Source organism: Bacillus sp. SDLI1 (genome assembly GCF_001553895.1).
Taxonomy (GTDB): domain Bacteria; phylum Bacillota; class Bacilli; order Bacillales; family Bacillaceae; genus Bacillus; species Bacillus siamensis.
Window position 1 is genome coordinate 2,520,612 of record NZ_CP013950.1, and the last position, 24,633, is coordinate 2,545,244.

Here is a 24,633-nt window from a genome sequence, read left to right on the forward strand (position 1 = left end):
CTTTTTCACTATATACATAGGGAATCTATATAGAGGTGTTAAAATGAGATTAGGTTCGTGGATGTACGGCGCGTGCGCCCAAATAACCGTTACCGTATTTACCGTCTGCGGCTTGGTTCTTGCATTGCCCGTTGTGAGTCTTTTTATTATGGTTCTGAATGGGATGCAAGACGCTATTTTTGTTGTTTTCAGTATTTTGCTTCTTCTATTGTTTTATGCGCTGGGATGGATTTGGGCCGTTTCGTTTGCGCGTGAGTGGAAGGTGAAACTTTTCGAGCTGCAGATCAGTTCGCTCATTCCGCTGGCGGGTATATTATACTTGTACATTGACAGCGGGGTGAGTATACCGGAACTGATTCATGATTGGCATGAGGATGGATGTGCGCTTGTCCCGCCGGCTTTTGTCTGCTTGTGCACATGCTATGCGATGGTGTTGGTGCCTGTTTATCAATCAAAACTTTGGAACGCCATGGAGGCGGGCAGACTTAATGCCAAGGCGGTATGCACTGTTTGGGGAGACCTTCTGATCATTCTCGTTTTGCTGGCGGGCATGACCTGGATTTGTTTCTGAATGGGCCGAAATCAAAAATCCCCCCTGATCTCTCCGCCGCTTTATGTTTTAATAGAACATGAGAAAAAGCAGAAGGAGCGTATCATGAATATATCAATTGTCATAGTCACGTATAATCGGATTCCGGCTTTATGTGAGCTGCTGGAGTCGATTTCCAGGCAGACCGTAAAGCCTTATGAAGTAATCATCGTAAATGATGCCGGGGAATCAGTCGAGGAGGCGAAGAAGCTGTACAGCGATCTGCCGATTCAGATGATTGATTTAGAACAGAATGCCGGACATGTGGAAGCGCGTAACGCCGGTGTGAAAAAAGCGTCAGGTGATTGTATCATGCTGTGCGATGATGATGATTTCATTACGCCGGGCCATTTGGAAAGAATGGCGGCTGAGCTCGCTGATGCCGACTTGGTTCATTCGGATGCGGAAATTGTGTCATTTGAAGAACGGGACAACACGAGATTTCCGGTTTCACGAAAGCCATTCGCCTATACGGCCGATTATGAGGATATGCGGGTGTTTTCCACGTATGTCCCGTCAGGCAGCATGTACAGGCGTTCTCTGCATGACACGTTAGGATATTTTGATCCGGATGTCCATAATTACTGGGACTGGGATTTTTATTTGCGCGCTGCGAAACAGCACCGTGTGAAGCGTGTTCCTTGCGCGAGCGTCATATATGCGTTTTTTGAGGGAGGCGGCAATCAGTCTGCGGACCTCGGCGCAAAACGGAAGCAGTACTTAGACCGGCTAAGCGAAAAGCACGGGCTTGGGGAGCTCCCGACGAAAAATTTCGCGGTTCTTCTTGAAGAGCCGGACATGAAGAGGCGGGAGGCGCCGACGGACATTGTGTGGGACGGAAAGCCCGTCTATTCAAGACTGCACACTTCATAAGGGGGACGGACAGTTTGAAACAGCTTTTAAAGGACAGCTGGTGGAATCAGCTGAAAGACGAATTCGACAAACCGTATTATCAAGAGCTGAGAGAGATGCTGAAACAAGAATACCGCAGCCGAACGGTGTATCCTGACAGCCATGATATTTTTAATGCCTTGCATTATACGTCTTATGAGGATGTAAAAGCGGTCATTCTCGGGCAGGATCCGTATCACGGGCCCGGACAGGCGCACGGGCTTAGTTTTTCCGTTCAGCCCGGCGTCAGACAGCCGCCGTCTTTGAAAAATATTTTCATAGAGCTTCAGGATGATATCGGCTGCCCCGTACCGAATCACGGATCGCTTGTCAGCTGGGCGGAGCAGGGAGTGCTTTTGTTAAACACAGTGCTTACGGTTCGCCGCGGTCAGGCCAATTCCCACAAAGGCAAGGGGTGGGAGCGGCTCACTGACCGCATCATTGATGTGGTGAATGAAAGAGAAAAGCCGATCGTCTTTATCCTGTGGGGACGTCACGCACAGATGAAAAAAGAGCGCATTGACACATCGAAACACATTATTATCGAATCGACTCATCCGAGCCCGTTTTCGGCAAGGAACGGTTTTTTCGGGAGCAGACCGTTTTCCCGGACAAATGCCGCCCTTGAAAAAATGGGGGAACAGCCGATCGACTGGTGCATTCCCGACTTGCCGCAATAAATGGTGTTTTGAGGCGCTTCCGCCCGGCGGAAGCGTCTTTTTTGACGTTCCGGGCGGTATGCTGTCAGAAAAAATAACAAACTCAATTCTGCGATTGGTTCAGAAATTTGATAAAATGCAGGAAGAAGACAAATTACTGCTGGAGGATTTACTCATGAACATACATATCTCTGCTTTGATTCAGAAGATGGAAGAAGAACTGAGGCAGGCGAAAACGGCATCCCGCGCCGAGGATGTCAAAATGCACGCGGCCGCCATCCGCTCTTTGTGTGACGTCGTGCTCGGCACCCAGACGGATACCGCTCAGGCGCCTGTGCAGAATCCGATCCCTAAAGCGGCGACGAAGCCGTCCTCGTCACCTTCGACAGACCCGCTTCTGCTTGAAAAAATGATGGGCAGCGCCGGGCTGAGCCAATATCAGAAAAAAGCGAAAGACGAACGTGAGGAAGACGGAAACGGAGATTCCATTTTCGATTTTTAACAGGAGAGGTTGATTGATTTGAAACTGATACTCGGGGGGGTGCAATGGGCAGCATTCATGATTGCGGCTGCAATTGTGGTTCCTGTCGCCATCGCACAATCATTTCACTTGAACCATGCCGATTCTGCCGTATTGATTCAGAGCACATTTTTTGTGCTTGGCGTCGCGGCGGTCATCCAATGTCTTCAAGGCCATCGTCTGCCGATTAATGAAAGCCCGGCAGGCTTATGGTGGGGCGTATACACGATTTACGGCGGATTGACGGGCACGGTGTTTGCGACATTCGGCGAGACGCTGCGGGCGCTGCAGGGGGCGCTGTTATTAAGCGCTGTCTTTTTCTTTTTGTTCAGCCTTTTTAAAGTGATTGAACGGCTGGCCGTATTGTTTACACCGGTAGTGACGGGCGTGTATCTGCTGCTTTTGGTCATGCAGCTGAGTCAGCCGATTGTGAAAGGCCTTTTGGGCATCGGCTATTTAAAAAACAGCGTCGACGGTCTTGTCTTCGGGCTCGCCATGGTTGTGACGGCTGCGATGTTCATCATGTCCCGATCAAATGTTACTTTTTTAAGGCAGTATGCGATTCTTCTTTCGCTTGCCGGCGGATGGATCTTGTTTGCCGTCTTCGGCGCTGCCAGACCGATTCAAATACCGGACCGCACGATTCAGCTTCCGACTCTCTTTCCGTTTGGAAAACCTGCGTTCGACAGCGGTCTGATCATTACGTCACTCTTCATTACAGTGCTTTTGATTGTCAATATGCTCGCGAGCATCAGAGTTGTTGAAGCGGCTGTGAAAAAATTCGGCGGCACCGTGGGGAAGCGGCGTGAGCGTCCGGCCGGGTTTGCGGCCTCGATCAGCCACCTTTTAAGCGGGCTGTCGGGAGGCATTGCGCCCGTGCCGATCTCAGGGGCGGCCGGTTTTATTGAGACGACGAAGCTTCCTTCGAAAAAGCCGTTTCTTTTGGGGAGTGTATTTGTCATCATCATCAGTATGATCCCATTATTTATGAATGCGTTTGCGAGTCTGCCCTCACCGGTCGGCTTTGCGGTAAACTTCGTCGTTTTCTCAACAATGGCGGGTCTTGCCTTTACAGAGTTTGACTCTTATGAGAAAGCGGAGCAAAAACGAATCCGTTCCATTATCGGTCTGGCGCTCCTGACGGGAGTCGGGGTGATGTTTGTGCCGGAGAGCGCATTATCAGGGATGCACCCGATCCTGATTTCGCTCTTAAGCAACGGTCTTGTGCTGGGGACGCTGCTGGCGATCGCGATTGACCGAACCCAGCTTATCAAAAGGAAAAAATCCGACAATCTCGTGTCATCGGAGGACGGACGTTGAATTTTGCCGATGTTGGGTTATGATTGAAATGGAAACTTTAACGAAAAGGCGGGAGAAAATAGATGAAAGTGTTTATTATTCTGGGCGCGATTAACGCCTTATTGGCAGTGGCGCTGGGCGCTTTCGGCGCACACGGGCTTGAAGGGAAAATCCCCGATAAATATCTGCAGGTATGGCACACAGGCGTGCAATATCATATGTATCACGCGCTCGGCCTTCTGGCTGTCGCCTTTTTGGCCGAGAAGCTCTCCGGCGCAGGCAGCGTGTCGGTTGCAGGCTGGCTGATGTTCGCGGGCATCGTCCTGTTTTCAGGAAGCCTGTACGTATTGAGCGTGACGCAGATTTCCATTCTGGGCGCGATTACACCGCTCGGCGGCGTGGCGTTTATTATTTCATGGATTATGATTATCGTCGCAGCCGTCAAATATTTATAAAGAAAAAAAGCCAATCCTCTGCCAAGTGAGCGATTGGCTTTTTGCTTTATCTCGGAGAATAGGAAGACATGGAGAACGGATAAGTATAAGCAATTTCTTCATCAAACGTGATGTAATCAAGGTAAATGGTCAAAAGCAGATAGCGGGTGCCCGTTTTCGGGTCGCTGATAATGATATGGTCACGCCCCGCCGCCTCAATCACACCGCGGAAAATCTTTGAATTCCATTCTTTGCTGTTTTCAAATGTCATATAAATCGTCGCCGTTTTGCCCCGGTTCAACCGCAGAATATTTTCAATGTATGATTCTTCAATCGGCAGCATGCCGGGAACGCTTTGTGATGATGATGGACCCGACGGGATTTGAAACCCGCCGCCCTGCTGCTGCGGCTGGCCGGAGAACCCTCCGCCGAAGCCCTGCTGGCTTTGCTGCATCGGCATTGGCATTTGCTGCTGCATCGGCATCATCTGTGATCCTTGGCCCTGAGGCTGCGGATAAGGATTAGGCCCGAGCTGCGGCTGGTATCCCTGCATATCCATTCCCATCCCCATCCCCTGCATTTGCTGATATTGATTCTTTTTCGGTTTCATATTGTTCCTCCTTTGATGAAAACCTCTTGGTGCTGGAACCTCCTGACAAGTATCAGACAGCCTTCAAAGCGGCTGCCGTTTTTATCTATTCCACCATATGAGCCCATAGAAAGATTTATGCAAAAAAAAGAAACACGCTTCCTTTAGTCCGGCCATCAAAGCCGGCTTTTTTTTGTAAAGAAAAGCTGACTTTTCACACAATAGTCTGTAATCCTAGCGCATCTTTAACATAAGAAACATATGATAGCGGTAGTTTCAGGTACGTAAAGGGGGTGACGAGTTGCCTAAAGTGTCAGTGATCATGACGAGCTATAACAAAAGTGACTATGTGGCCCGCTCTATTAAAAGTATTCTGTTCCAGACGTTTACAGACTTTGAGCTTTTTATTATGGATGACAACTCAAACGAAGCGACATTGGCGGAAATACGCCCTTTTCTCACAGATCCCCGCGTCCGGTTTTATCAAAGCGATGTATCGGGCGTCAAAGAGAGGACGGAAAAAACACGCTACGCCGCCTTGATTAATCAGGCAATAGAAATGGCGGAGGGCGAGTATGTGACGTATGCGACCGATGACAACACATATGTGCCGGACCGGCTTGAGAAAATGGTGAAAGAGCTTGATGCCGACCCGGAAAAAGCTGTTGTGTATTCAAGTTCCAAAACCTATCATCTGAATCAGCAGAAGGAGACGGTGAAGGAAACGGCCAGGCCCGCCGACCGGATCGTATGGAATGCGCCGTGCGCCATTGACCATTGCTCAGTCATGCATCGGTTTTCCGTGCTGGAACAGGTCAAATCGGCATTCGGTTCCTATTGGGATGAAAGCCCCGCGTTTTACCGCATCGGTGATGCCCGTTTCTTCTGGAGAGTGAATCATTTTTATCCGTTTTACCCGATTTCTGAGGAGCTTGATATCAATTATATTACCAATCAATCCATTCATTATCAGCTTTTCGCGGCGGAAAAAAATGAGTTTGTGAGCAGCCTTCCGCAGCAGGCCACGTGCCGGGAGCTGAGGGAATCATTAAAAAAGCTTGGAAAGGGGTGAGGGCTTGTCGGCATACTTAGCGAACTATTGGGTGCTGTACCGGCAGTATATTGACCTTTTTCAGTCACTTCGCTACAAAGACATCCCGCTCGCATTGATCAGTAATTTTTATCAATATATCAGTCCGGTGCTTCGGGAGAGCATGGAACAGAACCCAGAGCTTTTCGGTTCCGCCGATCGGCATATTCCTGAAGCCGATATTCAGTCTTATTTTGATCAAAAGAAGCAGTCCATTAAGAAAACAGGTGAGAAACCGGTAAACGGAAAACTCATTCTGCATTTCGACCATCTTCGGTTCACCGAGGAAAATTACCGGCAGTTTGATCCGGCAAAAACAGCGGTACTGGCGAGATGGAGTCTGCCTGACCATCACGGGCTTCCCGTTATCTGCAAATCGGAACTGGCGGGAATGGGCCAAAAAGGGAACCCTGTCCCCTATATTGAAAAAGCCCATGCCATTCTGAAAGAGCTGCACAGCCATCCCGCTTTCGGAAACAGAGAATTTCAGGAGCGATTATATAAAGATATTCCGTTATTTATTGAAGCGATTGATGCGCTTGATAGTTTGTTTACGGCTGAGCCCATTTCCGCCGTTGCGGTCGGCACGACAGAGGATATTTACAGCCGTGTGCTGGCGCTGATGTCCGCGAAAAAAAACGCCGTCAGCATCTGTCTGCAGCACGGAGCGCTCATGGGAGATGAAGCGTTTCTGCCCGTATTTACGGACTATCAGGCCGTATTCGGGGCTTATGAAGCGGAGTGGTTTAAAGCAAAAGGCTGCAGGGATGAACAAATCATCATCACGGGGCATCCCCGTTTCGACGAGATTTTCTCAAGAGAGCCGATAAATCAGGATACGTTTTACCGCAAACTTTCTTTTCTCCCGTCACAGCGGACGGTGCTGATCGCCACGCAGCCGTTTTCTGATGAATTTTATACGGGCGTGCTTGAAGAGCTTGCCGGCCAAAAGAACATGCAGCTCATTATTAAACCGCATCCGTGGGAAATCGGCAAAAACAAGCTGGATGCTTACAATCAGGTGCTGCGGAAATATAAAGCAGGCAAAATCATCAAAAAAGAGATGGAGCTGTATGATATTCTCCCGTATGTTGACGCTGCGGTGACACAGACATCAACGGTCGGTCTTGAAGCGATGCTGTTTCAAAAGCCCGTGCTGATCGGAAAATCAGCGGGAACCCGCCGATACCCTTATTATCATTCACTTGGAGAATTTGTTTTTGAGGACCCGCAGGCACTCGCTCAGGAATTAATCCGGATATGCGAAAGCCCCGCAGAATATCAAAAAGCGGAACAGGCGCGCCGTGCTTTTGTCGCCGCGAATTACCCGGTTCAGGATTCGCTTGCCGCTTTATGCCAAGTGCTTCAGGAAAAAACCGGAGTCAGCTTCAGACGGGTTGACCCTTCATAAAAAAGATAGGAGCGCAAAGAAAATGGTGCAAAAAAGATCAGCTTTTCTTCCCTATTCATTGCCCATGATCGGGAAGGACGAAATTCAGGAGGTTATTGATACGCTTGAATCGGGCTGGCTTTCAAAGGGACCGAAAGTAGAGGCGTTTGAAAAAGCTTTTGCCGCCTGGACGGGGGCAAAGCACGCGATCGCGCTGAACTCATGTACCGCCGCTTTGTTTTTGGCCCTGAAGGCGAAAGGGATCGGTCCCGGCGACGAGGTCATCACGTCTGCTGTGACGTTCAGTTCAACAGCCAATACAATCGTGCACACAGGCGCCGTTCCGGTGTTTGTTGACATCGATCCGCTTACGCTGAATGCGGACCCTGAAAAAATTGAGGCGGCCGTCACCCCGCGGACAAAGGCGATTGTACCCGTTCATTTCGCCGGCCAGTCGTGTGATATGGATCAGATTCTGGCCATTGCCGAAAAGCATCAGTTATTTGTCTTAGAGGATGCCGCACATGCCGTGTATACCACGTATAAACAGAAAATGATCGGATCAATCGGCGATGCGACGGCATTCAGCTTCTACGCGACAAAAAACCTGGCAACCGGTGAAGGCGGCATGCTGACGACGGACAATGACGGGCTTGCCGATCAGATCAGGGTGCTCAGCCTTCACGGCATGAGCAAAGGCGCGTGGAACCGCTATTCTTCAAACGGAAGCTGGTACTATGAGGTCGAAACGCCCGGCTATAAAATGAATATGTTTGATCTTCAGGCAGCGCTTGGGCTTCATCAGCTGAAACGGATTGACAGCATGCAGCAAAGAAGAGCCGACATTGCGAGCCGCTACCAGGACGCCTTCAGACACATGAAAGGGCTGACCATCCCGCATGTCAGTGATGACGGGCGGCATGCATGGCATCTGTATGTTCTTCAAATAGAGGAGCAGGAGGCCGGGGTCAGCCGGAACGATCTGATTTCCGCTTTAAAAGACCAATATCATATCGGCACAAGTGTTCATTTTATTCCGGTTCCGTTCCATCCGTATTATCAAAAAACGTACGGGTATAAGGAAACTGACTTTCCGGCCGCGGCCGCGTATTATCACCGCACCGTGTCACTCCCTCTTTATCCGTCAATGACAGATGACGACGTTGAATACGTCATTGCAGCCGTTACGGATATCGTCAAAGGGGCTGATTAGGTGTACAGACTGAGGGAAAATCTTGCGCAGGACATGATTCATGCCTTCCTGCATCAGAAGGGCATTCAGCCGGAAGCCTATGAATCGTCGCTCTGTTTATTGGAAGAAAACAGCCTTCAAGGCGTGATTTTATATGAAAACTCTTCGTGGGAAAGTCAATTGTTTCGAAAAAATATCATCAATGTGAAGCTTGCAGCCGCAAACAGCGCCGGACAGCTCAAAAGGCTGTTTCAGGAATTTTACGCGGCAAGGCGGGCGGCAGGCACTGATTTTATATTTATTAAAATACCGGCTGAAGATATCGGCGCGATGCAGGTCGTTCAGCAGCTTCCGAACGCTTATTTTGTAGGGAGTCTTCTCAAGCTCGTCAGTCCGGTGCGTGTATATAACAGCACGCCGCCATTTGAGATTACAGAAGCCGGACCCGGCGACACGGAAGCGATCAGCCGGCTGGCCCGCGACGCCTTTATAAAAAGCAGGTATTACCAAGACCCCCATCTCAGCTATGAAAGTGCGAACCGCCTGTTTGAAGAGTGGGCGCGGAATAACGCGGAAGGCAGAGCTTCGTTACAATTCGCCGCCACATATAAGGGAGAGACCGTGGGCTTTGTTCAGGGGCTGTCTAAAGGCGATGAATTCGTCCTTGATCTGATGGCGGTAAAGCCGGGATTTGAAGGAAAAGGAGCGGGATTCCATTTAGCGGCGCACGTGATTGAACAATCATTGCGCTTTCAGCATAAGACTGTATCAGCGGGAACGCAGCTCCACAATGTAAGAGCCATCCGCCTGTATGAAAGAATGGGATTTAAAGCGGATGCGTCCTATTACTACTATCATGTGTGGCCCGGGAAGGAGGCGGACTGATGGCATCATGCAAAATCGGAACGAAGTCAATCGGCGAAGGTTCGCCCGTATTCATCATCGCCGAAGCCGGAATTAATCATGACGGAAAACTGAGCCAGGCGTTTGAATTGATAGATGCGGCCAGTGAGGCCGGCGCGGACGCGGTCAAGTTCCAAATGTTTCAGGCTGACAAAATGTATCAGAAAGACCCCGGCTTGTACAAAACCGCTGCGGGAAAAAACGTCTCTATTTTTTCTTTGGTGCAATCAATGGAAATGCCCGCCGAGTGGATCGAACCGCTGCTTGAATATTGTAAGAAAAAAGGCGTGCTGTTTTTAAGCACAGTATGTGACGAAGGCTCTGCCGACTTACTGTATGCGACTTCCCCTTCAGCCTTTAAAATCGCCTCCTACGAGCTGAACCATCTGCCGTTATTGAAATATGTCGCGGGGCTGAAGACCCCGATTATTTTTTCCACCGCGGGCGCTGATATTTCAGATATTCAGGAGGCTTATCAAACCATTACCGGCGAGGGGAACACAGAAATTGCGATCATGCATTGTGTGGCGAAATATCCCGCGCCGCCTGAATACAGCAATCTGAGCGTCATTCCCATGCTTGCCGCCGCATTCCCGGATGCAGTGATCGGTTTCTCCGATCACAGCGCCCATCCGTATGATGTGCCGTGCGCGGCTGTCAGGCTCGGAGCGAAACTGATTGAAAAGCATTTTACGATCGATAAAAACCTGCCCGGTGCCGATCACTCCTTCGCCCTCAATCCGGATGAATTAAAAGAAATGGTTGCGGCGATCCGCTCAGTTGAAGCGGAGCTGCGGCAGGGGCATCACGCTCCGGTGCCGGAAGTGCTGTCGGGAAGCTCCCATAAAACCACGACACCGATTGAAGGAGATATCAGAAGGTTCGCTTACAGAGGCATTTTTTCAACAGCGCCGATTCAAAAAGGCGAATGTTTTACGGCTGAAAACCTTGCCGTCCTTCGTCCCGGCCAAAAACCGCAGGGGCTCCACCCGAGATATTTTGAGCTTTTAACTGACGGCGCGCGTGCGGTCAGGGATATCCCCGCCGACACGGGCATCAGTTGGGATGACCTTTTGACGAAAGGCAGCCCATATGATGACTGACATTTTGTTTATCATTCAGGCGCGGATGGGAAGCGGGCGTCTTCCCGGCAAAGTGCTGAAACCGATCGGCGGGTATACGATCCTCGATATGATTGTCAAAAGGGTTCGGCAAAGCGCGTATTATGATCAATCACGGGATAATCTGATCGTCGCCTCGTCTGACAGCAAGACCGACGACATTCTGTCTGCGCACTGCCTCAGCAAGAACTACCGTGTGCACCGCGGCAGCGAGCAGCGCGTGCTTGACCGGTTTGCACAAGTCATCGAACAAGTAAAACCGGATATCGCAGTCAGACTGACGGGGGATAACCCGTTTGTCGACTCTTCGCTGCTTGATTTTCTGATTCAATCGCATTTAGACCAGCACGCAGACTACACGTATATTTGCGGTACACCGCTCGGCATCGGCGGCGAGGCGGTAAACGCGCGCCTTTTAACGGAGATCAATACCGACAAAACGCTGGCGGACAAATATCAGGAACATGTCACGCTTTTAATAAGAGAATCTCCTGAGAAGTACCGGCTCCTCTTTCCTGAGCCCCCGCAGGAACTCCGGGCTCCCCACTTGCGGATGACCGTCGATACCGAAGAGGACTACAGGCTGGCCCGCGAGCTGTACGTAAAAGCGGGCTCGCGTCCTGATATTCCGGCAAAAGAATTGATCCATCTGCTGAATCGTGATCCGGAGCTCAGGGCCATTAATCAAATGATCCGGCAAAAAGAGGCTGATTAGCATGCGGGTTTTGATTTTCGCCGACGGGGGCCGTGACATCGGCATGGGGCACGCCGTCAGGATGAAGCTGCTTGCCGGCGCCATTTTGAATAAATGCTCAATCACGTTTTACACCAACAAAGAGGCTTCTTCATACCTGTCTGCTGATCAATGGGAAGTGATCATCAAGCCCGACAAGGGACAGAAGGAATTTATTGTCCGGGAAATAAACAGGCAGGCTCCCGACCTTCTCATATTCGACCTGCTCGATATGCCGTGTGACTGGCTTGAAGAAATCAGACGGCATTCATCGGCACGCATCGTCTTCTTTGAAGAAAAGCGGGAGCATGTCATTCATTTATGTGATGCCGTCATAAACGGCATATACAGCGGGCTGAAAAGCCGGACGATGAAAATGGGCAGAGCCGTTATATATAAAGGCCCGGAATATATCATTCTTCATCCGGATTTTGAAAAAGCCAAACAGCACTATCAGCTGAGAAAAGAATGCCGGACCATTTTGGTTTCTTTAGGAGGCAGCGATCCGAAGAAGCTTGTCTTTAAAGTGATGGAAGCCTGCCGCCGGATTCCGGATATTCAGCGAAAACAAGTGATTATCGTCATGGGCGCCGCCGCGGCTCACGCTGATGACGTGCGCACGCTTATCGCGCAAATGCCTTATGCCGAGATGGTAAGGCAGACAAATGACATGGCCGCGCTTCTTACGAGGGCTGATATGGCCGTCGTGTCTGGCGGCATCACTTTATATGAAACCATTTGTACGGGTGTGCCCTGCATCGTTCTTTCTCAAGTGGCGCATCAAACCGTGACGGCTGAAAAATTCGCCGCACGCGGCGCCGCCGTTCATCTCGGCCTGGGAGAACACACCCCGGCGGACGTGCTCGCTCGGCATATGTCTGAGCTGGCTGCGGATTATCCGAGACGGCTCGGGCTTCATCAGAACGGAACGCCGCTGGTTGACGGGAGAGGCATCAAACGGGCGGCGGCGATTCTTTATGATTTGTGATAAAACCACACGTAAGGAAGTGTTCATGTGAAAGGTGTTATCTTAGCCGGAGGCACCGGCTCGCGCCTTATGCCGCTGACGAAAGCGGTTAATAAGCATTTACTCCCTGTCGGTCCGTATCCGATGATTTACTGGTCGATCATGAAGCTGGAAGAAGCGGGGATTACGGATATCTTGCTGATTACACAAAAAGAATATATTTCGCAATTTCATAAACTTCTCGAAACCGGAGAAGAGCTCGGCGTGTCGATCACATACCAGGTTCAGCCCGCCGCATCAGGGATTTCGGACGGTTTATCGTACGCAAAGCGGTTCACCGGACGCGACCCCTTCGTCCTGCTTTTAGGAGATAATATTTTCGAAGATTCATTAAAACCTTATACGGAACGTTTCGCACAGCAGGGAAAAGGGGCAAAAGTGCTGCTGAAAGAAGTTGACGATCCGGAGCGCTTCGGCATCGCCGAGATTGATGAAGAAAACAAACGGATCAAATCGATCATTGAAAAGCCGGAGCATCCGCCGACCAGCTTATGTGTCACAGGGATTTACATGTACGACGCAGAAGTGTTTTCTTATATTGAACAAATTTCCCCTTCAAAACGCGGTGAACTGGAAATTACGGATGTCAATAATTTATACATTGAACACAGTGAGCTGACGTATGATGTGTTAACGGGCTGGTGGGTGGATGCGGGCACGCATGAATCGCTCTATCTCGCCGGAAGCCTGGCGCAGCAGGCAATACAGAAAGGACAGGAACATTAATCATGCCAAAATCATATTTAATTACAGGCGGCGCAGGATTTATCGGACTTACCTTTACAAACATGATGCTGAAAGAAACGGACACGCAGATTACCGTCCTGGATAATCTTACGTATGCAAGCAGGCCGCTTGAAATAGAAGCCTTAAAAAAGCACGGCCGTTTCCGTTTTATCAAAGGTGACATCTCCAAAAAAGAAGACATTGATAAAGCATTTTCCCAAATGTATGACGCTGTCATTCATTTTGCGGCTGAATCCCATGTGGACAGAAGCATTAATCAGGCAGAGCCGTTTATCACAACAAATGTGATGGGCACATACAGACTGGCGGACGCGGTGTTACAGGGCAAAGCCGGCAGGCTGATTCACATTTCCACAGACGAGGTGTACGGAGATTTGGGGCCGGACGATCCCGCTTTCACAGAGACGACGCCGCTTTCTCCGAACAATCCGTATTCCGCAAGCAAGGCGGGCTCAGACCTGCTCGTCATGTCTTATGTGAAAACCCATAAGCTCCCTGCGATCATCACGAGATGCAGCAACAATTACGGGCCTTACCAGCATCACGAGAAAATGATTCCGACCATTATCAGGCACGCCGTAAACGGCACGCCGGTTCCGCTGTACGGCGACGGGATGCAGATCAGAGACTGGCTGTTTGCCGAGGATCATTGCCGCGCCATTAAGCTCGTGCTGGAAAACGGAACGCTCGGTGACATTTACAATATCGGCGGCGGAAATGAACGGACGAATAAAGATCTGGCGGCATTTATTATGAAGGAGCTCGGAGTCGAGGAACGGTTTGCTCATGTCGAAGACAGAAAAGGGCATGACCGCCGTTACGCCATCAATGCTTCAAAGCTGAAAAATGAGCTGGGCTGGCGTCAGCAGGTCACATTTGAAGAAGGAATGAGAAGAACCATTCGCTGGTATACAGACAGCCAAGACTGATCGGAAAGAAGGGGATCCGATTGACGAAGGTATTAGTAACCGGAGCTGTCGGCCAGCTGGGGCGGGAATTATGCCGCCTGCTGAAGCGGGAAGGGTATGAGGTGATCGCCCTGACAAAAGCGATGATGAATATATCCGACCAGCGTTCGGTGCGGCACTCATTCAGCCATTACAAGCCGGATATCGTCGTCAATACGGCGGCATACACCTCCGTTGACAAATGTGAAACGGAGCTCGACAAAGCATATTTAATAAACGGAATCGGCGCTTATTATGCCGCGCTTGAGGCTGAAAACTCCGGCGCGAAATTCATTCACATCAGCACCGATTACGTCTTCAGCGGCAAAGGAACACGGCCATACCAGACCGATGATCCCGCAGATCCGGGCACGATTTACGGAAAAAGCAAAAAACTCGGCGAAGAACTGATCCGGTTAACGGGAAAAAATCATACCATTATCAGAACATCGTGGGTGTACGGCAGCGGCGGGCATAACTTTGTCAATACGATGCTGAAGCTTGCGGATACACATAAACAAGTGCGTGTCGTCAATGACCAAGTCGGCTCGCCGACGTATACAAAGGATTTAGCCGAAACCGTGATCGGTCTGTTTGACAGGCCGCCGGGCACGTACCACGCCGCAAACAGCGGAGTGTGCAGCTGGTATGAATTCGCCAAGGCGATTTTTGAAGAAAGCGGCAGGAACGCCGCCGTGCTGCCCGTGACGACGGAGGAATACGGAAATGAGACACCGCGTCCCGCTTACTCGGTGTTAAGCCTTGAGTCGATCGAACGGCAGGGGCTCGGCATGAGGCACTGGCGGGATGCGCTGCGGGATTATTTACAAAGGGAGGGGCAATGCAAGTGATCGAAGGCGTAAAAATTAAAAAGCTGACCAAACACAGTGACGACCGGGGGTTCTTTTCAGAACTCGTCCGCGACGATGAACATCTCTTGGAGCGATTCGGGCAGGCTTCCTGGTCCAAAAGCTATCCCGGCGTCATTAAAGCATTTCACTATCATGAGAAACAGGATGACCTGTGGTTTTTCCCGACGGGCCACGCCCAGGTCGTGCTGCATGACCTTCGCGAAGAGTCGGCAACCAAGGGCGAAACGGATGTCTACTACATGGGAGAAGACAATCCGATGCTGCTTCTCATTCCCAAAGGCGTCGCGCACGGGTACAGAGTGCTGGGAGAAACCCCGCTGACCATTATTTATTTCACGACAATGTCCTACAATCCGGATCAGCCGGATGAAAAAAGAATCCCATGGAACGACGAAACCATCGGATTTGACTGGCAGACGGCCCATCGGTAGCGTACAAGACGAAGACAGCGGATGTCTTCGTTTTTGTGTTTTTTAGCTGAATGGCTCTTTTTTTATGCACAAAAGGCTGGCATGAATCTTGCATATAAAAAGGGACGTAACGACTATGTGAAAGGGACTGATGGGTCTTGGTGTAAAAGCGCTTACTTTTTGTTCTGCCGGTAATTGAAGCTTACACGTAAAATACGATGAGGTGATAAACATGTCAGCCAACCCGCTTTCTAAAAGCAATCAGAAAGACGAAGAAAAAGAAGTTCTTGATTTGTTTCTGTCAACACAATCGATCATAAAAGAGGCCCTGCGCAAACTGGGCTATCCTGACAATATGTATGACTTGATGAAAGAGCCGATGCGGCTTTTGACCGTACGCATCCCTGTCAAAATGGACAATGGATCAGTACAGGTTTTCACGGGCTACCGCTCGCAGCACAATGACGCTGTCGGCCCGACAAAAGGGGGCGTGCGGTTTCACCCGGAAGTCAGTGAGGAAGAGGTCAAGGCGCTTTCCATCTGGATGACCTTAAAATGCGGCATCACAAACCTTCCTTACGGGGGCGGAAAAGGCGGCATCAGCTGTGATCCGCGGATAATGTCTTTCGGTGAACTGGAACGGCTGAGCCGCGGATATGTGCGGGCGATCAGCCAGATTGTCGGTCCGACAAAGGATATTCCGGCTCCCGACGTATATACCAACTCGCAGATTATGGCTTGGATGATGGACGAATACAGCCGCCTGAGAGAATTTGATTCACCGGGATTCATTACGGGCAAACCGATCGTTCTCGGCGGTTCACATGGGCGGGAAACGGCGACCGCGCAAGGCGTCACGATTTGTATTGAGGAAGCCGTTAAGAAAAAAGGGATTCCATTGGAAAATGCGCGGATCATCATTCAGGGGTTCGGAAATGCCGGAAGCTTTCTCGCTAAATTTATGCATGACGCCGGCGCCAAAGTGATCGGCATCTCAGACGCCCATGGCGCTTTGTATGATCCTGACGGCCTTGACGTTAATTACCTGCTCGATAAGCGGGACAGCTTCGGCACGGTGACAAATCTCTTCTCAGATATCATAACGAACCGGGAGCTGCTGGAGAAAGACTGTGATATTCTCGTGCCTGCCGCAATCTCCAATCAGATTACAGCTGAAAACGCCCATCACATTAAAGCCTCAATCATTGTGGAAGCGGCGAACGGGCCGACAACGATAGACGCCACGAAAATTCTGAATGAAAGAGGCGTGCTTCTCGTGCCGGATATTTTGGCAAGCGCCGGCGGCGTGACGGTATCTTATTTTGAATGGGTGCAAAATAATCAAGGCTTTTACTGGTCTGAGGAGGAAGTCGCCGGAAAACTGCGCAGCGTCATGGTGAATTCGTTCGAATCCATTTATCAGACAGCGCATACCCACAAAGTCGATATGCGTTTGGCCGCCTATATGACAGGCATCAGAAAATCGGCTGAAGCGGCCCGATTCCGCGGCTGGGTATAAGGGTGATCCGCAAAAATATTTTGCGTCTTTTATACAGGAGATCGCAAAATTTCTTTGCGTCACCTGAATGCAGCCGACAGATTCAGACAAGCTTCGTCTGCTTTCGGCTAATTGTTATGCTGGTATGCTTCTTGCATCTTCATAAAGCGTGAGCACACATTACAAAATACAGGGAGGAATTCTAATGACAGTTTCATACGCACACGAACCATTTACAAATTTTCAGGAAGAGACAAATAAACAATCGTTTCAAGAAGCGCTGGCTTATGTGAATTCACAGCTCGGCAAGCATTATCCGCTTATCATCAATGGTGAAGCGATTGAGACGGATAAAAAGATCATTTCCGTCAATCCGGCAGATAAAAAAGAAGTAATCGGCTCTGTATCGGCGGCCGGAAAAGAACTTGCGGAAAAGGCCATGCAGGCTGCGCTGCAGACATTTCAAACATGGAAAAAAGTACGGCCGGAACACCGCGCGAATGTGCTGTTTAAAGCGGCGGCGATCATCCGCAGAAGAAAGCATGAATTCTCCGCGTATCTAGTGAAAGAAGCCGGAAAACCGTGGAAGGAAGCGGATGCGGATACGGCGGAAGCGATCGACTTTTTAGAGTATTATGCCCGTCAGATGCTGAAGCTGAAAGACGGTTCCCCTGTAAAGAGCCGTGACGGAGAATATAATCAGTATCATTATGAGCCGCTTGGGGTGGGGATCGTCATTTCTCCATTCAACTTCCCGCTTGCGATCATGGCCGGAACGGCGGCGGCAGCCATCGTAACAGGCAACACGATACTGCTGAAACCGGCGGATGCGGCGCCTGTCGTGGCGGCGAAATTCGTTGAAGTGATGAAGGAAGCGGGCCTGCCGGACGGCGTGCTCCAATTCATACCGGGCGACGGAGGAGAAATCGGCGACTACCTGGTTGAGCATCCGAAAACGAGATTTGTGTCGTTTACAGGCTCCCGCGCGGTCGGATGCCGCATCTATGAACGAGCCGCAAAAGTACAGCCGGGCCAAAAGTGGCTGAAACGGGTCATTGCCGAAATGGGAGGGAAAGATACGGTGCTTGTAGACAGAGATGCTGATCTTGATCTTGCCGCTTCCTCAATCGTGTATTCCGCCTTCGGATTCTCAGGCCAAAAATGTTCAGCCGGTTCCCGTGCGGTGATTCATCAGGACGTCTATGATGAAGTTGTTGAAAAAGCCGTCGCTTTAACAAAATCACTCACCGTCGGAAGTCCGGAAGATTTTGATACATACATGGGGCCTGTCATCCATGAAGCGTCTTATAATAAAGTCATGAGGTATATCGAAATCGGCAAAACAGAAGGAAAACTCCTGACGGGAGGCGAAGGTGATGATTCAAAAGGATACTTTATTCAGCCGACCATTTTTGCGGATGTTGATGAAAACGCCCGCCTGATGCAGGAGGAAATTTTCGGGCCTGTCGTCGCGATCTCAAAAGCCCGTGATTTCGACCATATGCTTGAGATTGCCAATAATACCGATTACGGACTGACAGGCGCTCTGTTATCGAAAACCCGCGCGCACATTGAACGCGCCCGCGAAGATTTTCACGTCGGAAATCTATACTTCAACCGCGGCTGTACGGGAGCGATTGTCGGATACCAGCCGTTCGGGGGCTTCAATATGTCAGGAACGGATTCGAAAGCCGGAGGACCTGACTATCTGATTCTTCATATGCAGGCGAAAACAACGTCTGAAGCCTATTAATCTTTCGGAAATAGCGCGATGAAAAAAGAGTCGCGCTATTTTCTCTATATGAGGGTAAGGAGGATGGAATATGTATCAGCAGCTCAGCAAGATGCTTCCGGAGGAGAAAATAGAAGCCATTACGAAATCACTGGTGGCGTTAAACAGCATCAACGGCACATTGGGAGAAGGAAAAAAAGCCGACTATATCAAAGATATGATCAAGAGCTTTCCCTACTTTCAGGAGAACCCGTCACATGTGTGGGAGCAGGCGATTCCTGGGGACCCTTACGGCCGCAAGAATATCTTCGCTTTTATTGAAGGAAACGGTGACAGCCTGAATACGGTCATTTATCACGCTCATCTTGATACGGTCGGCATAGAAGACTTCGGCCCTTTAAAAGATATCGCTTTTGATTCCGACCGTCTCGCGGAATATTTCTCAAGCTATGAATTTGATCGGGACGTGCAGCGGGACGCCCGCTCAGGCGAGTGGATGTTCGGAAGGGGTTCGGTTGATATGCAGAGCGGTATTGCCGTTCATCTCGCCAATCTGCTTCACTTTTCTGAACGGCGCGATCAGCTGCCGGGCCATATTCTGTTCATGGCAAACCCGGATGAAGAAAGCCAGCATTCCGGCATTTTAACGGGCATTTCTGAATTAAAACGGCTGAAACGAGAAAAGCAGCTTCGATATTTAGCAGCGATTAATAACGACTTCATCACCCCGCTGTATGAAGGTGACACGACAAGGTACATCTACACGGGCGCGGCAGGGAAGCTTTTGCCTTGCTTTGCGATTTACGGGCGGGAGGTGCATGTCGGTGATACGCTGTCCGGAATCGACCCGAATTTGATCGCCTCAGAAATCACCAGAAGAATCCACAACAATATTCATATGGCGGAAAACATTGAAGGGGAGCTTGTACTGCCGCCGACCTGCCTCTACCAGCGTGACAACAAGGAAGCGTATAACGTGCAGACCGCCGTCAGCAGCTATGTCTATTTTAATTACTTTATTTACGAAAAAACCGCCAAAGAAGTCATGGATCAGCTGACTGCCGTGGCTGAGGAAGCATGCAAAGAGACAGAACAAAAATTATCTGATTATTATGACGAATACTGCGAGAGAACGAGCCTCCCGAAAAAAGACATCACATGGAACGTTCAAGTGTACAGTCTGGAAGATTACTTGAAAAGGCTGAGAAGCCGCGGCATCGATCCGGCGCAGTGTATAGAGCAGGCATTTAAAACATATGAACATCTTGAACTGCGGATGAGATGCTTTAAAGCCGTCGAGGAACTGCAAAAACTGGATCCTGAGCAGGGCGCCAAGGTTATTATTTTTTATGCGCCGCCTTACCTCCCGCACAATTACTTGAAGAAAGAGAGCATGCGGGACCGGCTTTTGCAGCATGTCATTCAAGAAGCCGTCGATAAAACAGCGGCATCAACGGGGGAAACATTCATCTTTAAAAAGTTTTTCCCTTATTTAGCGGACGGAAGCTTTTTATCGCTGCATGAAACAGACGCGGAGGTCGCCGCCTTTACCGATAATTTTCCGGGCTGGGATGTCATCGGGACGATTCCTTTTAAAGAAATAAGGGAATTAAATATTCCGTCAGTCAACATGGGGGTATACGGCAAGGATGGCCATAAATGGACGGAACGGGTGTATAAACCGTACACATTCCATGTTCTGCCGAAACTCATTCAGCAGACGACGCTGCACCTTTTGCACAGCTATCGATTAGACATACGCACAAAAGGATGACATAACGGAATAAGGGGGATGTATATGCAGGGAGATACCAATCAAAATGAATTGCAGCGAACGATGAAGGGCCGGCATTTGTTTATGATCGCACTCGGCGGCGTGATCGGGACGGGGCTGTTTATGGGCTCCGGTTTTACGATCAGTGAAGCGGGACCGATCGGCGCGATATTGGCTTATGTGATCGGCGGATTTTTAATGTATCTGGTGATGCTTTGTTTGGGGGAGCTTGCAGTCGCCATGCCGGTCGCAGGGTCATTTCAGGCGTATGCGGCAAAGTTTCTCGGGCCGTCTACTGGTTTTACGATCGGGTGGATGTACGCATTCAGCTGGGCCAATACAGTGGGGCTTGAGCTGACGTCAGCGGGGATTTTAATGCAGCGGTGGTTTCCGGCCGTTCCGATTTGGGTGTGGTGCCTTGTATTCGGTGTCGTCATTTTCTCCATTAATGCGCTGTCGGCGCGGAGTTTTGCGGAAATGGAATTTTGGTTTTCCAGCGTCAAGGTTATGGCTATTGTATTATTTATTATTCTCGGCTGTGCTGCCGTATTCGGCTTTGTCGGTTTTAACGGCGGGCAGACAGCGCCGTATCTGTCAAACTTTACGACGGACAAAGGGCTTTTCCCGAACGGGGCTCAGGCCGTGCTGTTTACGCTTGTCATGGTGAATTTTTCTTTCCAAGGAACCGAACTGGTCGGAATCGCCTCGGGAGAAAGCGAAAATCCGGAAAAGACGCTTCCACGCTCAATCCGAAACGTCATATGGCGGACGCTGTTTTTCTTCGTGCTGGCGATGTTTGTTCTCGTGTCCATTTTGCCGTACCAAACGGCAGGGGTCATCGAAAGCCCGTTTGTCGCTGTGCTGGATAAAATCGGCGTATCCTATGCGGCTGACATCATGAACTTCGTCATTCTGACCGCCATGCTGTCGGTGGCGAATTCCGGGCTGTACGCTTCGTCCAGAATGATGTGGTCCCTATCAAAAACTAAGATGGGCCCCGCTTCCTTAACGAAACTGACGAAAAAAGGCGTGCCTCTGAAAGCCCTGTCCATCACCATCGCCATCTCCGGTTTATCGCTGCTGACAAGTGTAGTCGCTGCTGAAACGGTGTATGTGTGGCTTATTTCCATCTCGGGTATGATTACCGTCGTCGCGTGGATGTCAATCTGCGCTTCACAATTCGTTTTCCGGAGACGCTTTCTGGCTGAGGGAGGAAATCTGAAAGCCCTGGCATTTAAAACGCCTCTTTATCCGATCGTGCCGATTCTCGGATTTTCAGTTTACGGTCTTATCTTAATCAGTCTCATTTTTATTCCGGACCAGCGTATCGGTCTGTACTGCGGCGTCCCGCTGATGATCATCTGTTACGCGTATTACCACTTTGGTATCAAAAAACGCCTGAAACGTGAGCCGGCTTCTTCGGAAAAAGGCGCAGCAGGATAAGGAAAAAGCCCTCCGCAAAAAGCGGCGGGCTTTACTTTGTTTTTCGTTTTGCCAACAGCACGTAGGAAAGAACGGCAAAGAGCTGAAAACCGAAAATGCTGACAGCCATCGGCCAGGCGTTTTCTTCTCCGGCAATACCGACCAGGGGAGCGGCAAGCGCGCCGCCGATAAAGGGCAGGAGTCCGAGAAGAGCCGCTGCGCTTCCCGCGCCTTTCTCCTGTTTCTGCATAGCCAAAGAAAACCCTGTCGTCGTGACGATCCCCACAGAAGAAACAATGATGAATAAAGAAATGCAGACCGCCGTCAGACCCAAATCGAAAGCAAGCGATAAAAGCAAAGCGACGCTCCCGATGACGGCAATGACCAATCCGGAGACAAACAGCTTCCGTTCATCATGTGTTTTGGCCATCCGTCCCGTCATTTGGGTGGCGCATATAATTCCCGCACCGTTTACGGCAAACAGCAGGCTGAACATTTGCGCCGATACGCCGTAGATGTTTTGCAGCACAAACGGCGACCCGGCAATATATGCGAACATGCCGGTCATCACAAATGCCTGGCTGAGCGCAAATCCCATAAACATCCTGTCACCGAGCAGGCCGCGAAACGTCATCAGCGTCTCCCTGAGTCCGCCGCTTGTCCGCCTTTCCGGGGGGAGTGATTCAGGCAATGCCGTAAGCACTGCTGCAAAAATGATACAGCCGATCACCGCCAGCACGATAAATACGATTTTCCAGCCGGCAAACTGAAGGATAAATCCTCCTGTAATCGGCGCTAAAATCGGCGCCGCCCCATTGACGAGCATCAGCAATGAGAAAAAAGCCGTCAATTCTTTTCCGGAATACATATCGCGCGCGGAAGCCCGTGCGATGACAATTCCGGCCGCTCCTGTGAATCCTTGAATAAACCTCATGACAATTAAAAATGAAACAGATGGGCTGAAGGCGCATAATAAAGATGCCAGCGTATAAAGCAGCAATGACAGAATCAGCGGTTTCCGGCGCCCGATCATATCACTGAGCGGCCCGACAACGATCTGGCCGATCGCCAGCCCCAAAAGACAAAACGTCAGGCTCAGCTGCGCAAGGGACGCTGTCGTATGGAGATCGGCCGCCACTTCAGGCAAAGCGGGCAGATACATATCGAGCGAAAGCGGCCCGAATGAAGCGAGCGTCCCGAGAATCAGTACCATGCCGAGGCCTGCGCGGGCGGCCTTTGAACCAGCGTTATTCATTCCATGACCCACCTTAACAAATGATTCTATCACTATAGCATAACCGGACGGCGTATTTTATATCATTTATTGAATACAAAATAAATATATTATTTAAAACCTGAATGTAAATAAAAAATTGGAATTAGTTTTCATGTGAAATGTAAAATGAAATATAAGGATGCTAAACTATAAAGCGACAAAAGGTAGAAAAGTTTTACGGAAGAGGTGTTCAAAGAGCATGAACAGCAAACAAACCGATCGCATCGAAACGAAACGCCGATTTCCGATCTGTCTCGCGCTTGCTTTGACATTAGGCGTATTTGCCGCCGGTTCTGAAGAGCTGGTGATTTCTCCGCTGCTTCCGGATTTAGCGCGGGCTTTCAGCTCGGATGTCAGTGTGCTGGCGCTCTCCATCAGTATTTACGGAGTGATGATTTTTATCGGGGCGCCGCTTCTCGTTCCGCTGGGAGATAAATATTCCCGGGAGCTCAGCCTGATGGCGGGGCTGCTTATATTTACGGCCGGCACGGTGATCTGCGCGCTGGCGCACAATCTCTTTTTCTTCTTTCTGGGCAGGGCGCTTTCCGGGCTTGCGGCGGGGGCATTTGTGCCGACAGCTTATGCGGTGGTCGGCGACCGTGTGCCTTATGCGTACCGCGGCAAGGTGATGGGTCTGATCGTGTCAAGCTGGTCGCTCGCTTTGATTTTCGGCGTTCCAATCGGCTCTTTTATCGGCGGCGTTTTGAATTGGCGGTGGACGTTTTGGATTTTCGCCCTGATGTCTGTCCTCGTTGCTTCGCTCATTTTCATTGAGGCGCGCCGCAGCACGGCGGATGGGGATAAAACAGAAGAGGAAAACGGACGGCAGGGAGGCACTTTCCGGGATGCGCTGAAGGTGCCACGTGTCCCTGTATACCTCACGATCACTTTTTGCAACATGATCGGTTTTTACGGCATGTATTCCTTTCTTGGCACCTATCTTCACCGCGTGCTGCCGGGGGGAAATACAGCTTCAGGGCTGCTGATCATGGTGTATGGAATCGGTTTTTCCATGAGCGTGTTCACCGGAAAAATCGCAGATAAGGCGGGGAAAATGCGCTCTTTGATCGCGGCATTGGCCGTGATCAGCATATGGCTTTCCTGTCTCGCCTATGCACCGTCATCAATGCCGTTTTTGGTCATCGGGTTATTCGTCTGGGGATTGATGCAAAGCCTGACGGTGACCTTGCTCAGCACCATTTTAAGTGATTGCTCACAGAGCCGCCGGGGCAAAATCATGGCATTTTACAGCCTGGCGTCCAATTTGGCCGTCACTTTGGGTTCTGCTGTCATGGGTCCGGTCTATGTCGGATACGGATATGCAGCTGTCGGATTTATTTGTGCGGCCGTCACCCTCATCGGCTTTGTCCTCAGCGTTTTCGCATACAGAAGGTATGGGAAATATGAGCATCAGGCCGACCAATCATTGTATCGGTAAAATAAAGTTTCTATAATTTTATAAATGTAATTTTTAACACCTTATATCTTAAGGTGTTTTCTAATATATAGGAATAATTA

General features: G+C 50.1%; 24 protein-coding genes. 22 read left to right on the top strand and 2 right to left on the bottom strand.

Annotated features, from left to right (window positions below; genetic code table 11):
* Positions 1–43: 43 nt before the first annotated feature.
* From AUL54_RS12100 to AUL54_RS12125, 6 genes are all read left to right on the top strand, one after another.
* On the top strand, positions 44–571 hold the full coding sequence (locus AUL54_RS12100; RefSeq protein WP_017418661.1) for a hypothetical protein: 528 nt from the start codon (positions 44–46) through the stop codon (positions 569–571).
* Positions 572–655: 84 nt separating this feature from the next.
* Positions 656–1,462, top strand: a complete 807-nt coding sequence (locus AUL54_RS12105; RefSeq protein ID WP_060965097.1) for a glycosyltransferase family 2 protein — start codon at positions 656–658, stop codon at positions 1,460–1,462.
* A 14-nt stretch (positions 1,463–1,476) separates the two neighbouring features.
* The gene (locus tag AUL54_RS12110) at positions 1,477–2,160 is read left to right on the top strand and encodes a uracil-DNA glycosylase (RefSeq protein WP_060963981.1); all 684 of its coding nucleotides are present in this window, start codon (positions 1,477–1,479) and stop codon (positions 2,158–2,160) included.
* A gap of 58 nt (positions 2,161–2,218) precedes the next feature.
* Positions 2,219–2,641, top strand: coding sequence for a YwdI family protein (locus AUL54_RS12115; protein WP_045925773.1), 423 nt, complete (start codon positions 2,219–2,221; stop codon positions 2,639–2,641).
* Between the two features lie 18 nt (positions 2,642–2,659).
* Positions 2,660–3,979 carry a purine/pyrimidine permease gene (locus AUL54_RS12120; RefSeq protein WP_060963982.1) on the top strand — a complete coding sequence of 440 codons (1,320 nt, stop codon included), beginning with the start codon at positions 2,660–2,662 and terminating at the stop codon, positions 3,977–3,979.
* A 62-nt stretch (positions 3,980–4,041) separates the two neighbouring features.
* Complete coding sequence (locus tag AUL54_RS12125; RefSeq protein ID WP_003150969.1) at positions 4,042–4,413, top strand: DUF423 domain-containing protein; 372 nt, start codon at positions 4,042–4,044, stop codon at positions 4,411–4,413.
* A gap of 46 nt (positions 4,414–4,459) precedes the next feature.
* Here AUL54_RS12125 and gerQ read toward each other — a convergent pair whose 3' ends face one another.
* Entirely contained in the window at positions 4,460–5,002 is a 543-nt protein-coding gene (gerQ, locus tag AUL54_RS12130) for a spore coat protein GerQ (protein WP_060963983.1), read from the bottom strand.
* Between the two features lie 280 nt (positions 5,003–5,282).
* Between gerQ and AUL54_RS12135 the strand changes: the two genes are divergently transcribed.
* From AUL54_RS12135 to AUL54_RS12205, 15 genes are all read left to right on the top strand, one after another.
* Positions 5,283–6,053 (top strand): glycosyltransferase family 2 protein, encoded by a 771-nt coding sequence (locus AUL54_RS12135; RefSeq protein ID WP_060963984.1) that lies wholly within the window; start codon positions 5,283–5,285, stop codon positions 6,051–6,053.
* Between the two features lie 4 nt (positions 6,054–6,057).
* Positions 6,058–7,482, top strand: coding sequence for a capsular polysaccharide export protein, LipB/KpsS family (locus AUL54_RS12140; RefSeq protein WP_060963985.1), 1,425 nt, complete (start codon positions 6,058–6,060; stop codon positions 7,480–7,482).
* A gap of 22 nt (positions 7,483–7,504) precedes the next feature.
* A complete protein-coding gene (locus AUL54_RS12145; RefSeq protein ID WP_060963986.1) occupies positions 7,505–8,674 on the top strand; it encodes a DegT/DnrJ/EryC1/StrS family aminotransferase in 1,170 nt (389 codons plus the stop codon).
* Positions 8,675–9,538, top strand: coding sequence for a GNAT family N-acetyltransferase (locus tag AUL54_RS12150; protein WP_060963987.1), 864 nt, complete (start codon positions 8,675–8,677; stop codon positions 9,536–9,538). It abuts the gene before it with no gap.
* A complete protein-coding gene (locus AUL54_RS12155) occupies positions 9,538–10,659 on the top strand; it encodes an N-acetylneuraminate synthase family protein (RefSeq protein WP_060963988.1) in 1,122 nt (373 codons plus the stop codon). Before AUL54_RS12150 ends, AUL54_RS12155 begins: the two co-directional genes overlap by 1 nt.
* Complete coding sequence (locus AUL54_RS12160) at positions 10,652–11,392, top strand: cytidylyltransferase domain-containing protein (protein WP_060963989.1); 741 nt, start codon at positions 10,652–10,654, stop codon at positions 11,390–11,392. The genes AUL54_RS12155 and AUL54_RS12160 overlap by 8 nt, the downstream gene beginning before the upstream one ends.
* A gap of 1 nt (position 11,393) precedes the next feature.
* A complete protein-coding gene (locus AUL54_RS12165) occupies positions 11,394–12,398 on the top strand; it encodes a PseG/SpsG family protein (RefSeq protein ID WP_060963990.1) in 1,005 nt (334 codons plus the stop codon).
* Positions 12,399–12,425: 27 nt separating this feature from the next.
* On the top strand, positions 12,426–13,163 hold the full coding sequence (locus AUL54_RS12170) for a sugar phosphate nucleotidyltransferase (RefSeq protein ID WP_060963991.1): 738 nt from the start codon (positions 12,426–12,428) through the stop codon (positions 13,161–13,163).
* Positions 13,164–13,165: 2 nt separating this feature from the next.
* Complete coding sequence (gene rfbB / locus AUL54_RS12175; protein ID WP_060963992.1) at positions 13,166–14,113, top strand: dTDP-glucose 4,6-dehydratase; 948 nt, start codon at positions 13,166–13,168, stop codon at positions 14,111–14,113.
* A 20-nt stretch (positions 14,114–14,133) separates the two neighbouring features.
* Positions 14,134–14,982 carry a dTDP-4-dehydrorhamnose reductase gene (gene rfbD, locus AUL54_RS12180; RefSeq protein ID WP_060963993.1) on the top strand — a complete coding sequence of 283 codons (849 nt, stop codon included), beginning with the start codon at positions 14,134–14,136 and terminating at the stop codon, positions 14,980–14,982.
* Complete coding sequence (locus AUL54_RS12185; protein WP_029575291.1) at positions 14,979–15,434, top strand: dTDP-4-dehydrorhamnose 3,5-epimerase family protein; 456 nt, start codon at positions 14,979–14,981, stop codon at positions 15,432–15,434. Before rfbD ends, AUL54_RS12185 begins: the two co-directional genes overlap by 4 nt.
* Before the next feature lie 211 nt (positions 15,435–15,645).
* On the top strand, positions 15,646–16,932 hold the full coding sequence (locus AUL54_RS12190) for a Glu/Leu/Phe/Val family dehydrogenase (protein ID WP_060963994.1): 1,287 nt from the start codon (positions 15,646–15,648) through the stop codon (positions 16,930–16,932).
* Positions 16,933–17,116: 184 nt separating this feature from the next.
* Complete coding sequence (gene pruA / locus AUL54_RS12195) at positions 17,117–18,664, top strand: L-glutamate gamma-semialdehyde dehydrogenase (protein ID WP_060963995.1); 1,548 nt, start codon at positions 17,117–17,119, stop codon at positions 18,662–18,664.
* A gap of 70 nt (positions 18,665–18,734) precedes the next feature.
* Entirely contained in the window at positions 18,735–20,417 is a 1,683-nt protein-coding gene (locus AUL54_RS12200) for a M20 family metallopeptidase (protein ID WP_060963996.1), read from the top strand.
* Between the two features lie 24 nt (positions 20,418–20,441).
* Positions 20,442–21,860 carry an amino acid permease gene (locus AUL54_RS12205; RefSeq protein ID WP_060963997.1) on the top strand — a complete coding sequence of 473 codons (1,419 nt, stop codon included), beginning with the start codon at positions 20,442–20,444 and terminating at the stop codon, positions 21,858–21,860.
* A 31-nt stretch (positions 21,861–21,891) separates the two neighbouring features.
* Here the strand turns inward: AUL54_RS12205 and AUL54_RS12210 are convergent, their stop codons facing one another.
* Entirely contained in the window at positions 21,892–23,094 is a 1,203-nt protein-coding gene (locus AUL54_RS12210; RefSeq protein WP_060963998.1) for a multidrug effflux MFS transporter, read from the bottom strand.
* 220 nt (positions 23,095–23,314) lie between these two features.
* On the opposite strand from AUL54_RS12210, the gene AUL54_RS12215 reads away from it, so the two are divergent.
* The gene (locus tag AUL54_RS12215) at positions 23,315–24,553 is read left to right on the top strand and encodes an MFS transporter (protein ID WP_060963999.1); all 1,239 of its coding nucleotides are present in this window, start codon (positions 23,315–23,317) and stop codon (positions 24,551–24,553) included.
* The last annotated feature ends 80 nt before the right edge of the window (positions 24,554–24,633 follow it).